The 14,363-nt window shown below is 70.4% G+C and carries 9 protein-coding genes; 5 read left to right on the top strand and 4 right to left on the bottom strand.

What is annotated here, in order from left to right; translation table 11 throughout:
* The first annotated feature begins 354 nt into the window (after nucleotides 1-354).
* Nucleotides 355-2,244 (top strand): AMP-dependent synthetase/ligase, encoded by a 1,890-nt coding sequence (locus tag ACYSUO_RS42000; RefSeq protein WP_461781472.1) that lies wholly within the window; start codon nucleotides 355-357, stop codon nucleotides 2,242-2,244.
* Between the two features lie 39 nt (nucleotides 2,245-2,283).
* Here ACYSUO_RS42000 and ACYSUO_RS41995 read toward each other — a convergent pair whose 3' ends face one another.
* Both ACYSUO_RS41995 and ACYSUO_RS41990 read right to left on the bottom strand, forming a co-directional pair.
* Nucleotides 2,284-2,862, bottom strand: a complete 579-nt coding sequence (locus ACYSUO_RS41995; RefSeq protein ID WP_461781471.1) for a response regulator — start codon at nucleotides 2,860-2,862, stop codon at nucleotides 2,284-2,286.
* A 12-nt stretch (nucleotides 2,863-2,874) separates the two neighbouring features.
* Nucleotides 2,875-7,014, bottom strand: coding sequence for a HAMP domain-containing protein (locus ACYSUO_RS41990; RefSeq protein WP_461781470.1), 4,140 nt, complete (start codon nucleotides 7,012-7,014; stop codon nucleotides 2,875-2,877).
* A gap of 102 nt (nucleotides 7,015-7,116) precedes the next feature.
* Between ACYSUO_RS41990 and ACYSUO_RS41985 the strand changes: the two genes are divergently transcribed.
* Both ACYSUO_RS41985 and hemW read left to right on the top strand, forming a co-directional pair.
* Nucleotides 7,117-9,072, top strand: a complete 1,956-nt coding sequence (locus tag ACYSUO_RS41985) for a SpoIIE family protein phosphatase (RefSeq protein ID WP_461781469.1) — start codon at nucleotides 7,117-7,119, stop codon at nucleotides 9,070-9,072.
* Between the two features lie 42 nt (nucleotides 9,073-9,114).
* Nucleotides 9,115-10,347 carry a radical SAM family heme chaperone HemW gene (hemW, locus tag ACYSUO_RS41980; protein WP_461781468.1) on the top strand — a complete coding sequence of 411 codons (1,233 nt, stop codon included), beginning with the start codon at nucleotides 9,115-9,117 and terminating at the stop codon, nucleotides 10,345-10,347.
* A gap of 33 nt (nucleotides 10,348-10,380) precedes the next feature.
* On the opposite strand, the gene ACYSUO_RS41975 is transcribed toward hemW, so the two are convergent.
* Nucleotides 10,381-11,202: a DUF3097 domain-containing protein gene (locus tag ACYSUO_RS41975; protein ID WP_461781467.1), complete on the bottom strand. Its 822-nt coding sequence runs from the start codon at nucleotides 11,200-11,202 to the stop codon at nucleotides 10,381-10,383.
* Nucleotides 11,203-11,236: 34 nt separating this feature from the next.
* Nucleotides 11,237-11,986 (bottom strand): MBL fold metallo-hydrolase, encoded by a 750-nt coding sequence (locus ACYSUO_RS41970; protein WP_461781466.1) that lies wholly within the window; start codon nucleotides 11,984-11,986, stop codon nucleotides 11,237-11,239.
* A 131-nt stretch (nucleotides 11,987-12,117) separates the two neighbouring features.
* On the opposite strand from ACYSUO_RS41970, the gene hrcA reads away from it, so the two are divergent.
* Together hrcA and dnaJ are read left to right on the top strand one after the other, a co-directional pair.
* The gene (hrcA, locus tag ACYSUO_RS41965; RefSeq protein ID WP_425833878.1) at nucleotides 12,118-13,134 is read left to right on the top strand and encodes a heat-inducible transcriptional repressor HrcA; all 1,017 of its coding nucleotides are present in this window, start codon (nucleotides 12,118-12,120) and stop codon (nucleotides 13,132-13,134) included.
* Complete coding sequence (gene dnaJ / locus ACYSUO_RS41960) at nucleotides 13,135-14,274, top strand: molecular chaperone DnaJ (RefSeq protein WP_385757015.1); 1,140 nt, start codon at nucleotides 13,135-13,137, stop codon at nucleotides 14,272-14,274.
* The last annotated feature ends 89 nt before the right edge of the window (nucleotides 14,275-14,363 follow it).

The raw sequence follows: 14,363 nt of genomic DNA, 5'->3' as shown, positions 1-14,363 counted from the left end.
GGGGGGGGGGGCGGGCGCGGGGGGGGGGGGGGGGGGGGGGGGGGGGGGGGGCGGGCCCGGGGGGGGGGGGGGGGGGGGGGCGGGGGGGGGGGTGGGGGGGGAGCGGGGGGGGGGGGGGGGGGGGGGCCGGCCCGGGGGGCGCGTGGCGGGCCCACCGCTTTTGTGTGGGGCGTGTGAGGGGTGAGGACGTAGGGGTGAGTCCGATGAAGTCGGTGGCCGGAGCCCCTTACGCGGCAGGCGGGTGACCCTTACCCTGATCACTGCCCCATGGTTACTCGCCAGTTAAACAAGCCTCGTATCAACCAGCCGCGCAGTCTGAGACAAGCCGCACTGTCGCGGGCCCCGGAGGACGTCGTGAGCGACACACAGACCTTGATCGAGAACCGTCCGCCCTCCGTGGCGAACCTCTTCCTGGAGCGCGTGACGGCGACACCGGACGCCGAGGCCTACCGCTACCCGGTGCCCTCGGCCACCGGCACGGGCCCCGACGACTGGAAGTCCCTGAGCTGGGCGCAGGCCGCGCAGCGCGTGTACGCCATCGCGGCCGGCCTGGTCGAGCTGGGCGTGGGTCCGCAGGAGCGGGTGGCGCTCGCCTCCTCGACCCGTGTCGAGTGGATACTTGCCGACCTCGGCATCATGTGCGCGGGTGCGGCGACCACGACCGTCTACCCGCAGACCAACGAGGACGAGTCGGCGTTCATCCTCTCCGACTCCGAGTCCAAGGTGCTGGTCGCGGAGGACGCCGCGCAGCTCGCCAAGGCGCGGGCGCGCCGGGCCGAGCTGCCCGAGCTGCGGCACGTCGTGGTGATCGACGCGACCGGGGTCGAGCCCGACGCGGGCGACCCCGACGGCTGGGTGCTCACCCTGGAGGACCTGGAGGCGCGCGGCGCCGCGTACCTGGAGAAGAACCCCGAGGTCGTCAAGGAGCGGGTCGGGGCGATCCAGAAGGACCAGCTCGCCACGCTCATCTACACCTCCGGCACCACCGGGCGGCCCAAGGGCGTCCGGCTCCCGCACGACAACTGGTCGTACATGGCGAAGGCCATCGCGGCGACCGGCCTGGTGAGCGGCGAGGACGTGCAGTACCTGTGGCTGCCGCTCGCGCACGTCTTCGGCAAGGTGCTCACGTCCGGCCAGATCGAGGTCGGGCACGTCACCGCGGTCGACGGCCGCGTCGACAAGATCATCGAGAATCTGCCGGTCGTGCAGCCGACGTACATGGCCGCCGTGCCGCGCATCTTCGAGAAGGTCTACAACGGCGTCGCCGCGAAGGCGAAGGCCGGTGGCTCCGCCAAGTACAAGATCTTCCAGTGGGCGGCCGGCGTCGCGCGCGAGTACGCGAAGGTCAGCCAGGACAACTTCCGGCGCACGGGCGTCGCCTCGGTGCCGTTCGGACTCTCCTCGAAGCACAAGGTCGCCGACGCGCTGGTGTACAGCAAGCTGCGGGAGGCCTTCGGCGGGCGGCTGCGGGCGTGCGTGTCCGGCTCGGCCGCGCTCGCTCCGGAGATCGGCTACTTCTTCGCCGGCGCCGGAGTGCACATCCTGGAGGGCTACGGACTGACCGAGTCCAGCGCCGCCTCCTTCGTGAATCCCGGTGAGGCGTACCGCACCGGCACCGTCGGCAAGCCGCTGCCCGGCACCGAGGTGCGGATCGCGGACGACGGCGAGATCCTGCTGCGCGGCCCCGGCATCATGGAGGGCTACCACGGGCTGCCCGACAAGACCGCCGAGGTCCTGGAGTCCGACGGCTGGTTCCACACCGGCGACATCGGCGAGCTGTCCAACGACGGCTACCTGCGGATCACCGACCGCAAGAAGGACCTCATCAAGACGTCCGGCGGCAAGTACATCGCGCCGGCCGAGGTCGAGGGCCAGTTCAAGGCCGTGTGCCCGTACGTCTCCAACATCCTGGTGCACGGCGCCGACCGGAACTTCTGCACGGCGCTCATCTCCCTCGACGAGCCGTCGATCCTCGAGTGGGCGAAGGAGCACGGCCTCAGCGGCTCCTCCTACGCGGAGGTCGTCGCGGCGCCGCAGACGGTGGAGCTCGTCGAGGGCTACGTGAAGGAGCTCAACGAGGGCCTGCAGCGCTGGCAGACCATCAAGAAGTTCAAGCTCCTGCCGCGCGACCTCGACATCGAGCACGGCGAGCTGACGCCCAGCCTGAAGCTGAAGCGCCCGGTCGTCGAGCGGGAGTACAAGGCGCTCCTCGACGAGATGTACGCCGGAAGCCGCGAGGGCTGATACCCGCCGAGGAGACGCCGCGGATGGTGCGCCCCGGACCTAGCCCCGGCGCACCAGCCGCAGCGTCTCCTTCATTTCCCCGATGTCGTGGCGCAGTTCCCGCACATCGGGGTTCTCGTTCTCGGCCAGGCGGCGCTCCATCGTCGTCATGCGGTCCGCCAGGTCGTCCAACTGCTGGTGCTCGCGCGCCAGGAGGCGCTGCAACTGGCGGTTCTTGCGGTGCAGGTCCAGGAAGACCGTCACCTTCGCGCGCAGCACCCACGGGTCGAAGGGCTTGGTCAGGTAGTCGGCGGCGCCGGTCGCGTAACCGCGGAAGGCGTAGCCGGTGTCGGCCTCCGTGCCCGTCAGGAAGATGATCGGGACGTCCTTCGTCTGGTCGAGGCGCTTGATGTTCGTCGCCGTCTCGAAGCCGTCCATGCCGGGCATCCGGATGTCCAGGAGGACGACGGCGAACTGCCTGCGCAGCAGCGCCTTCATCGCCTCCTCGCCCGAACGGGCTCTGACCAGCGGCTCGTTGAGCGGTCCGAGCACGGCTTCGAGCGCCGTCAGGTTGTCCTCCATGTCGTCGACGAGGAGGATGCTGGCCCGATCCGCCGAAGTGGACTCTGCAGTGGTCATGGTGACGGTGCCTCACTCAGTGGTCGCCGGAGTGCCGGAGGCCTCGGTGGCGGACGCTTCCGCCTCCTCGGGGGCCAGCAGTTCGCACACGACATTCAGCAATTGGTCGACGTCCACCGGTTTCGGGACGTAGTCGTTCGCGCCCTTGGCGATCGACTTCTCGCGGTCGCCGGGCATGGCCTTGGCGGTGAGCGCCACGATGGGAAGACCGGCCCACCGTGGCGTACCGCGGATGACGGAGATCGTCTCGTAGCCGTCCATCTCGGGCATCATGATGTCCATCAGGACGAGTTCGACATCGGGGTGGCTCTCCAGCGTCTCGATGCCCTCGCGGCCGTTCTCCGCGTACAGGACGGGCATGCCGACGCGGCCCAGTACGTGCGTGAGCGCGAAGACATTGCGGATGTCGTCGTCGACGATCAGGACGCGGCGGCCCGGCAGGACCAGGCCCGGCCTGCCCGTCTTCCACCGCTCCAGCTTCGTCGGCGTCGGCCAGTTGTCCTCCTGCTCCTGCGGCTGCAGGGACGCGTACGTATCCATGGAGACGCCCTGCTCGGGTACGAGGGCCGACTGCGGCAGGGCGGACGGCTCCTGCCCCGAGGGCGGCTCGTGCCCGGGGCAGCGCACGGGGACGTACAGGGTGAAGGTCGAGCCCTCGCCGGGCTCGCTCTCCGCGACGATGTGGCCGCCGAGCAGCGCGGAGATCTCCCGGCTGATGGACAGGCCGAGGCCCGTGCCCCCGTACTTGCGGTTCGTCGTGCCGTCGGCCTGCTGGAACGCCTCGAAGACGACGGCGAGTTTGTCGCGCGGGATGCCGATCCCGGTGTCGGTGACGGCGAAGGCGAGCAGGTCCTCGCTGTCGGCCAGCTGGGCCCCTTCGGGGGCCTTGACCAGGCGGACCCGCAGCTCGACCCGGCCCTGAGCGGTGAACTTGATCGCGTTCGACAGGAGGTTGCGCAGGATCTGCTGGAGGCGCTGCTCGTCGGAGAACATCTCGCGCGGCACGTCCTCGCCGACCGACACCTCGAAGGCGAGGCCGCGGTCGAGGGTGATGGGCCGGAAGGTCGCGTGGACGTAGTCGAGGACCTTGATGAGGGGGAGTTTCTTGGGGCGTACGTCCATCCGGCCGGCCTCGATCTTCGACAGGTCGAGGATGTCGTTGATGAGCTGGAGCAGGTCCGAGCCGGAGCGGTGGATCGTCGTCGCGAACTGGACCTCCTGGTCGTTGAGATGGCCGTCCGGGTTGTCGGAGAGCAGCCGGGCCAGGATGAGCAGGGAGTTGAGCGGGGTGCGCAGCTCGTGCGACATGTTCGCCAGGAACTCCGACTTGTACTGCGAGGAGGTCGCCAACAAGGCGGCCTTCTCCTCCAGTTGGGCGTTCGAGCGCTGCAACTCGGCCTGCTGGCGCTGGAGTTCGTTCGACCGGTCCTGGAGCTGGATGGCGAGCCGCTGGGACTCGCCGAGCAGCGACTCCGTACGGGAGTTGGCGATGATGGTGTTGATGGCGACGCCGATGGTGTTCACGAACTGGTCGAAGAACGCCAGGTGGACGTCGGAGAACCGGGAGAAGGAAGCGAGCTCGATCACGCCCAGGAGCGTGTCCTCGAAGAGGATCGGGATGATCACGACCGACGCGGGCGCCGCCTCGCCGAGCCCGCTGTTGATGTTGATGTAGTCCGGCGGCACCTCCTCCACCAGGATCCGCTTCTTCTCCAGCGCCGCCTGCCGTACGAGGCCGTGGACCGGCATCCCGCCCGTGTTGATGACCGAGGCGGAGCCCGATCCGTAACCGGCGATGTACGCAAGTCCCTTGGTGGGCACGGCCATGGGCTGCTGCGAGCCGTCGTCCTCCTCCTCCGCGAGGAAGAACGCGCCGTACTGGGCGTTCACCAGCGGCGTCAGCTCGCGCAGGATCAGGTCGGCGACCTCCATCAGGTCGCGGTGGCCCTGCATCAGGGCGGCGAGGCGGGCCAGGTTCGACTCCAGCCAGTCCTTCGCGCGGGTCGTCTCGCGAAGGTTGGCCACCATCAGGTTGATGTTGTCCTTGAGCTCGGCGACCTCGCCCTGCGCGTCGACCGTGATCGAGCGGGACATGTCGCCCGAGGTCACCGCGGAGGCGACCTCGGCGATGGCGCGGACCTGCGTGGTCAGGTTCAGCGCCAGCTCGTTCACGTTCGTCGTCAGGCGCTTCCACGTGCCGTACACGCCCTCGACCCGTGCCTGGCCGCCGAGCTGACCCTGGGAGCCGACCTCGCGGGCGACCCGGGTCACCTCGGAGGAGAACGAGGAGAGCGTGTCGACCATCGTGTTGATGGTCGTCTTCAGTTCGAGGATCTCGCCGCGCGCGTCGACGTCGATCTTCTTGGAGAGGTCGCCCTGGGCCACGGCCGTGGCGACCTGCGCGATGTTCCGCACTTGTGAGGTCAGGTTGTCCGCCATGTAGTTGACGTTGTCGGTCAGGTCCTTCCAGACGCCCGACACGCCGTGAACGGTTGCGCGTCCGCCGAGGCGGCCGTCCGTGCCGACCTCGCGGGCGACGCGGGTCACCTCGTCGGCGAAGCCGCGCAGCTGCTCCACCATCGTGTTGACGGTGTCCTTCAGCTCCAGGATCTCGCCGCGCGCGTCGACCGAGATCTTCTTGGAGAGGTCGCCCTGGGCCACGGCCGTGGTGACTTGGGCGATATTTCGGACCTGGGAGGTCAGGTTCGACGCCATGAAGTTGACGTTCTCGGTCAGGTCGTTCCAGACGCCGGCGACGCCGCGGACCTGGGCCTGGCCGCCGAGGTTGCCCTCGGTGCCGACCTCGCGGGCCACGCGGGTGACCTCGTCGGCGAAGGCGGAGAGCTGGTCGACCATCGTGTTGATGGTCGACTTGAGTTCGAGGATCTCGCCCTTCGCCTCGACGGTGATCTTCTTGCCGAGGTCGCCCTGGGCCACCGCCGTCGACACGAGCGCGATGTTGCGCACCTGCGACGTCAGGTTGTCGGCCATGAAGTTGACGTTGTCGGTGAGGTCCTTCCAGACGCCGGAGACGCCGCGGACCTGGGCGCGGCCGCCCAGCTGTCCTTCGGTGCCGACCTCGCGCGCCACGCGGGTCACTTCGTCGGCGAAGGCGGAGAGCTGGTCGACCATCGTGTTGATGGTCGACTTGAGTTCGAGGATCTCGCCCTGCGCGTCGACCGTGATCTTCTGGCTCAGGTCTCCGTCGGCCACGGCGGTCGTGACCTGGGCGATGTTGCGGACCTGGGAGGTCAGGTTCGACGCCATGAAGTTGACGTTGTCGGTGAGGTCCTTCCAGACCCCGGAGACGCCGCGGACCTGGGCGCGGCCGCCCAACTGCCCTTCGGTGCCGACCTCGCGGGCGACACGGGTGACTTCGTCGGCGAACGCGGAGAGCTGGTCGACCATCGTGTTCACGGTCAGCTTGAGTTCGAGCAGCTCGCCCGTCGCCTCGATCGTGACCGTACGTGTCAGGTCGCCCTGCGCCACCGCCGTCGTCACGAGCGCGATGTCCCGCACCTGCGCCGTGAGCCGCGACGCCATGGTGTTGACCGCCTCGGTCACATCGCGCCAACTCCCGGACAGACCAGTGACCTTGGCGCGCCCACCGAGTCTTCCCTCGGTGCCCACCTCGCGGGCCACCCGGGTCACCTCGCCGGTGAACAGGGAGAGCTGGTCCACCATCTTGTTGACCGAACGACCCAACCGCCGCAGGTCGCCCCGGAGTTGACGGGTCCCGTCGTGCAGGTCGACACGCTGGTTGAGGTCGCCGCCCGCGACGGCCTCGAGCACCCGCGTGGCGTTCGCGGCCGGTGCGACGAGCGCGTCGATGATGGTGTTCACGTCGCCGACCCGCGTCACCCAGGCGCCCTGTCCGGGGCTCGCTTCCAGGCGCTCGTCGAGCCGGCCGTGCCGGGTGATCTCCCGCCGCACCCGCGCCAGTTCGGCGTTGAAGTGCACGCTGCGGTCGGCGAGCTGGTTGAATGTCGCGCCGAGCTCACCGACGATCCCGTCCGCCGTGATCGGTACATGCGCGAACGTGCCGTCCCGGGCAGCCGTCAGCGCGGCCAGCAACGGCCGGAGATCACTAGGGCGGATGGCTTCGTCACCGTAGCCCTTCTGAGGTGCACGCATACCACTGTTCTCACTCATAGCGGCCTACTTAGGTAACTCCACGCTTATGGGCGTGGTCAGTCTGTCACTCTGTTGGTGTCGCCTGAGGCGTCTTTGCCACAACTACTCAGGAGCCGAAACGTGGGTTCCATTCCGATCCAGCGGGAGAGCGCCTTCGGCGCCCCGGACGCGCCTGACCAGCCGACCGGGGTGCCGGTGGTCGCGCGCACATCGCTGCCCGGAAACCCGCTCGCGCCCGCGGCCGCCCGTCGTTTCCTGCGGGCCGCGTTCGTCGACTGGACCGAACTGCCCGAGCTGTCGGAGTCCCTGACGCTCGACGGGCGCCTCATGGACGACGCGACCGTCGTACTCAGCGAACTCGTCACCAATGCCGTCGTCCACGCGGGCACCGGCGTCGACCTCCTGTGCCGCCTGGAGGGCGCCGCCCCCGACGGCAGTGTCACCGCGGGACTCGTCGTCGAGGTCACCGACCGGCACCCGGCCCGCGCCGTCCGCAACGACCGGGCCTTCCGCTCGCCGGAGACCCCCGAATACGGCCGCGGACTCCAACTCGTCGCCTCGCTCTCCGAGTTGTGGGGCATCACCTACGGTCACGGCGCCAAGACCGTCTGGGCCCGGATCCCCGCCGACGCCCCGACATCCGCCGCGGAAATTCCCGACACCCCGGCCGGCGTGCGCAGCCTGCAGAGGGGCTTGCGGGCCGCGGAGATCCTCGCGCCCGCGTCCCGGCGCGCCCCCCAGGACCAGGACTGGATCAACCGCGGCGCGCTCTCCTTCCTCGCCGAGGCCTCCGACCTGCTCGCGGGACAGCTCGACGAGGACATGGTCGCCGCGCTCGTCGGCCAACTCCTCGTGCCGCGGCTCGCCGACTGGTGCGCCGTCTGGTTCTACGAGGAGGAGGGGCGCGGCCTGCCGGGCGTCGTCGAGCACGACATGCGCGGCGCGGACCCGATGCCGCTGCCCCGGCTCGCCCGCGTCTGGCACGCCCACGAACACCGCACCGAAGAGCTCCGCGGGCTCCTGGAGAAGGAACCCCCGCGGCTGCCCGACCGCCTCTCCGGCGCCGTCCCCGTGCCCTGGCCCTTCGACGGGCAGAGCGGCCCGGCCGCCCAGGACACGGGCTCGGCGCTCGCCTACCGGCTCTCCGCCGGCGGCCGCGCGCTCGGCATCCTGCTGATCGGGCGGGCTGGGCTGCACCGCTTCCCCGACGAGGTCACCGGGCTCGTCGAGGACTTCAGCCGGCGCGTCGGCCTCGCCGTCAGCGCGGCCCGCCGCTTCACCCGGCAGGCCACCATCAGCCGCATCCTGCAGCGCGGCCTGCTGCCCACGTCGATGGCCGAGATCCCCGGCGTGGCGAGCGCCCTCGTGTACGAGCCGAAGGAGGCGGGAGGACCCGGCGGCGACTTCTACGACGTGTTCCCGGCCGGCGCCGGACGCTGGTGCTTCGCGCTCGGCGACGTCCAGGGAAAGGGCCCGGAGGCCGCCGTCGTCATCGGGCTCGTACGGCCCTGGCTGCGGCTGCTCGCCCGCGAGGAGTACCAGGTCGCGCAGGTCCTCGACCGGCTCAACCGGCTGCTGCTCGACGACGCGACCGAGGCCTCCGACGCGGCGGCCCGCGCGCTCGCCGCGGCCGACGGCAGGGGCGTGCCACCGGAGGGCTCCACGTCCCGCTTCCTGTCGCTCCTGTACGGGGAGCTGACGCCCACCGAGGACGGCGTGCTGTGCACCATCGCCTCCGCCGGGCACCCGCTGCCGCTGCTCATGCGGCCCGGCGGGGAGGTCGTCGCCGCGGCCTCGCCACAGGTGCTGCTCGGTGTCGTCGACGATCCGGACTACACAAGCGAAACGTTTGTGATGCGCACCGGCGACACGCTCCTGGGCGTCACCGACGGGGTCACGGAGCGGCGCCGCGGGGCCCTCCAGTTCGACGACGGGGACGGGCTCGCGGCGGCGCTCGCCGGGTGCGCGGGCCTGACGGCGCCGCTGCTCGTCGAGCGGATCCGGCGGCTCGTGCACGCCTTCGGGGACAGCCCGCCGGACGACGACCTGGCGCTGCTGGTGCTCCAGGCGCAGTGACGGTGGTGCGGGTGGAATCCACGGAGGCGGGACAATGGGTCCATGCCTTCCGCACTTCCCGACGGTGAGCCCGTGCCCGACGACGGCTCGCTGCCCGCGTCCGCCCTCGCCGGGGCGGGGTCCCGACCCCTCGGCTTCTATCTGCACGTCCCGTACTGCGCCACGCGCTGCGGCTACTGCGACTTCAACACGTACACGGCCACCGAGCTGCGCGGCACGGGCGGCGTGCTCGCGTCCCGTGACAACTACGCGGAGACGCTGGTCGACGAGGTGCGGCTCGCGCGCAAGGTGCTCGGCGACGACCCGCGCCCGGTCCGCACCGTGTTCGTCGGGGGCGGTACGCCGACGCTGCTGCCGGCCGCCGACCTCGTACGGATGCTGGGGGCGGTCCGCGACGAGTTCGGGCTCGCGGACGACGCGGAGGTCACGACCGAGGCGAACCCCGAGTCGGTGGACCCGGCGTACCTGGCGGAGCTGCGGGCCGGCGGCTTCAACCGGATCTCGTTCGGGATGCAGAGCGCGCGGCAGCACGTGCTGAAGGTCCTCGACCGTACGCATACGCCGGGGCGGCCCGAGGCCTGTGTCGCGGAGGCGCGGGCGGCCGGATTCGAGCACGTGAACTTGGATTTGATCTACGGCACGCCGGGCGAGACGGACGACGACTGGCGGGCCTCGCTGGACGCGGCGCTCGGAGCGGGTCCGGACCATGTCTCGGCATACGCTCTGATCGTCGAGGAGGGCACGCAGCTGGCCCGGCGGATCCGGCGCGGCGAGGTGCCGATGACCGACGACGACGTGCACGCGGACCGCTATCTGATCGCCGACGAGGTGCTCGGGGCGGCAGGGTTCGACTGGTACGAGGTGTCGAACTGGGCGACGTCCGAGGCCGGGCGCTGCCTCCACAACGAGCTGTACTGGCGCGGGGCCGACTGGTGGGGGGCCGGGCCCGGGGCGCACTCGCACGTGGGCGGGGTGCGGTGGTGGAACGTCAAGCACCCGGGCGCGTACGCGGCGGCGCTCGCGGAGGGGCGGTCGCCGGGGGCCGGCCGGGAGATCCTCGCGGAGGAGGACCGCCGGGTCGAGCGGATCCTCCTCGAGCTACGGCTCCGTGACGGATGTCCGATGGAACTGCTTCGGGCCGACGGGCTCGCGGCGGCGCGAAAGGCTTTGGCGGACGGTCTCCTGGAGGCGGAACCGTTCGCGGCGGGCCGTGCGGTCCTGACGCTGCGAGGCCGTTTGCTGGCGGACGCGGTGGTCCGGGACCTGGTGGATTGATCTGGGCAGGGGGTGGGCAAGGCGGCGGCAGGCTCAGGCCGGGGCCGTGACGAAGTCGATGAGTTCTTCTACTCGGCCGAGAAGTTCCGGTTCCAGGTCCTTGTACGTGTGGACCCGGGACAGGATGTGCTGCCACGCCTCACCCGTGTTGGCCACCCGCCAGCCCAGTGCCCGGCACACGCCCGTCTTCCAGTCCTGGCCGCGGGGGACGCGCGGCCACGCCTCGATGCCGACCGAGGACGGCTTCACGGCCTCCCAGATGTCGATGTAGGGGTGGCCGACGACCAGTGCGTGCTCGCTCGTCACCGATTGGGCGATGTGCCATTCCTTCGAGCCGGGGACGAGGTGGTCGACCAGGACGCCGAGGCGGGCGTCCTGGCCCGGGGCGAAGTCGGCCACGACCGACGGGAGGTCGTCGACGCCCTCCAGGAATTCCACCGCCACGCCCTCGATGCGCAGGTCGTGGCCCCAGACCCGCTCGATGAGCTCCGCGTCGTGCTTGCCCTCCACGTAGATGCGGCCCGCCCGGGCCACCCGTGCGCGGGCGCCGGGGACCGCCACCGAGCCGGACGCGCTGCGGGCGGGTCGGGTCGGGGCCGGCCCCGAGGGGCGTACGAGGGTGACGACCTTGCCGTCGATCATGAAGCCGCGCGGCTCCATCGGGAACACCCGGAGCTTGCCGAAGCGGTCCTCCAGGGTCACCGTCGGACCCTGCGCCGTCTTCTCGACCCGGATCACCGCTCCGCAGAAGCCCGTGGTGACCTCCTCGACGACGAGGTCCGGTTCGGCCGGAACCTCGGGTACCGGCTTGTTCCGCTTCCAGGGGGGAGTCAGGTCGGCAGAGTACTGGCGCATCCGGCAGACGATAAGAGAACAGCGCAGGCCAGGGCTACGACACGCCGAAACGCGTCGCCAATGTGGCGCGTTGCGCGCGGACGAACCGCGCATTCACCGCCGAACCGTGCCCGGGTACGTACACCGCGTCCTCGCCGCCGAGGTCGAGCAGCCGGTCGAGCGCCGCGGGCCAGTGGCCCGGCGCCGCATCCGGGCCCGCCTGCGGCTCGCCCGACTCCTCCACCAGGTCGCCGCAGAAGACGATCTCCGGGCCGCCGGGGCCTCCGGGCACGAGTACCGCCAGGTCGTGGCCGCTGTGCGCAGGACCGATGTTCGCGAGCAGCACCGTCAGGCCGCCGCCCAGGTCGAGCGTCCACTCGCCGCACACCCGGTGCGCCGGGGTGACGAGGATGTCGACCGCCTCGGTGGCCGCCTCCGGGTCGACACCGTGCCGCACCGCGTCGGTCCGCAACCCCTCGGCGCCGCGCTCGAAGAGGACGTCGATGCCCACCGCCCCGTACACCTCGACGCCCGCGAACGCGGCCGTGCCGAGCACGTGGTCGAAGTGCGGGTGGGTCAACGCGACATGGGTCACTCTCCGGTGTGCCCCGAGGAGCGCGCGGGCGTCGGCACGCAGCCGGGCGCCTTCACGGAGTGAGGATCCGGTGTCGATCAAGAGCGCCGCGTCTTTACCGATGACGAGGCCGCTCGTGCAGTCGAGGCCGGGCAGCCGCACCCGCCCCACGTTCGGCGCGAGACCCTCCCATCCCACCGAGGACCAGTCGATACGCTGCGCGAGCTCCATACCTCGACGCTAGCGCCCTTGCCGGGCCCGTACCCACCGGCCGTACACTGAGCCGGGGACGATTGGCACTCGCCCACAGGGAGTGCCAAAGACAGGATGATCGCAACGGCTGTTTCTGGAGGTGTGCGCCGATGCTCAATGAACGCAGGCTCGAAGTGCTGCGCGCAATCGTCCAGGACTACGTCGGTACCGAGGAGCCCGTCGGCTCCAAGGCGCTCACCGAGCGGCACAAGCTCGGGGTCTCCCCGGCGACCGTGCGCAACGACATGGCGGCCCTGGAGGACGAGGGGTTCATCGCCCAGCCGCACACCAGTGCGGGGCGCATCCCCACCGACAAGGGCTACCGCCTGTTCGTCGACAAGCTCACCGCCGTGAAGCCGATGGCCGCGCCCGAGCGGCGCGCCATCCAGAACTTCCTGGACGGCGCCGTCGATCTCGACGACGTCGTCGGACGCACCGTACGGCTGCTCGCGCAGCTCACGCGGCAGGTGGCGATCGTCCAGTACCCGTCCCTGACCCGGTCCACCGTGCGCCATGTCGAACTGCTCTCGCTCGCGCCCGCCCGTCTGATGCTCGTACTGATCACGGACACCGGGCGCGTGGAGCAGCGGATGATCGACTGCCCGGCGCCGTTCGGCGAGTCGTCCCTGGCGGACCTGCGGGCCCGGCTGAACAGCCGTGTCGCGGGCCGCAGGTTCGCCGACGTGCCGCAGCTGGTGCAGGACCTGCCGGACGCCTTCGAGCAGGAGGACCGGGGCACGGTCTCCACGGTGCTCTCCACTCTTCTGGAGACACTCGTCGAGGAGACCGAGGAGCGGCTGATGATCGGCGGAACCGCCAATCTCACTCGCTTCGGACATGATTTTCCCCTCACCATCCGGCCCGTTCTGGAAGCCTTGGAGGAGCAGGTCGTGCTCCTCAAGCTCCTGGGCGAGCTGGGGGATTCGGGCATGGCCGTACGGATCGGTCACGAGAACGCCCATGAGGGACTCAACTCCACGTCCGTCGTGTCGGTCGGCTACGGTTCGGGCGGCGAGGCAGTGGCCAAGCTCGGCGTGGTCGGACCGACCCGCATGGATTACCCGGGAACGATGGGAGCAGTACGCGCAGTGGCACGTTACGTCGGACAGATCCTGGCGGAGTCGTAAGTGGCCACGGACTACTACGCCGTACTAGGCGTGCGCCGCGACGCTTCCCAGGACGAGATCAAGAAGGCTTTTCGGAGGCTCGCACGCGAGCTGCACCCGGACGTGAATCCGGATCCGAAGACCCAGGAGCGGTTCAAGGAGATCAACGCCGCCTACGAGGTGCTCTCCGATCCGCAGAAGAAGCAGGTCTACGACCTCGGGGGCGACCCCCTGTCGCAGGCCGGCGGAGGTGGCGGGGCCGGTGGCTTCGGCGCCGGCGGGTTCGGGAACTTCTCGGACATCATGGATGCCTTCTTCGGTACGGCGTCGCAGCGCGGACCCCGGTCCCGTACGCGGCGCGGCCAGGACGCCATGATCCGGCTCGAGGTCGAGCTGGACGAGGCCGCCTTCGGCACCACGAAGGACATTCAGGTCGACACGGCTGTGGTCTGTACGACCTGTAGCGGTGAGGGCGCCGCGCCCGGGACCTCGGCCCAGACCTGTGACATGTGTCGCGGTCGCGGTGAGGTCTCCCAGGTCACGCGGTCCTTCCTCGGTCAGGTCATGACCTCGCGGCCGTGCCCGCAGTGCCAGGGCTTCGGCACGGTCGTGCCCACTCCGTGCCCGGAGTGCGCGGGCGACGGGCGCATTCGCTCCCGTCGGACCCTGACCGTGAAGATCCCGGCCGGTGTGGACAACGGGACGCGGATCCAGCTCGCGGGTGAGGGTGAGGTCGGCCCCGGTGGCGGCCCCGCCGGTGACCTGTACGTGGAGATCCACGAGCTCCCGCACCCGACGTTCCAGCGGCGCGGCGACGATCTGCACTGCACGGTCACCATCCCGATGACGGCGGCGGCTCTCGGCACGAAGGTGCCGCTGGAGACGCTCGACGGCACGGAGGAGATCGACATCCGGCCGGGTACGCAGTCCGGTCAGTCGGTTCCGCTGCACGGGCGTGGTGTCACGCATCTGCGGGGTGGCGGTCGTGGTGACCTCATCGTGCACGTCGAGGTCATGACGCCGCAGAAGCTGGATCCGGAGCAGGAGCGGGTGTTGCGGGAGCTGGCCAAGCTGCGTGGTGAGGAGCGGCCCACGGGGCAGTTCCAGCCGGGGCAGCAGGGGCTTTTCTCCCGCCTGAAGGACGCGTTCAACGGCCGTTGAGCCAGCCGCGCCTTGCCCACCCGTTGCCTCAGGGCGGCGGGTGGGCGTTTTTTGAGCCCCTGCGGCGGTTGAGCAGCGGGGGCCGGGGC

The sequence above is a fragment of the Streptomyces sp. UC4497 genome, from assembly GCF_054871485.1.
Note: the sequence above shows the minus strand (reverse complement) of the source record. Positions and strands in the feature narration are given on the sequence as shown.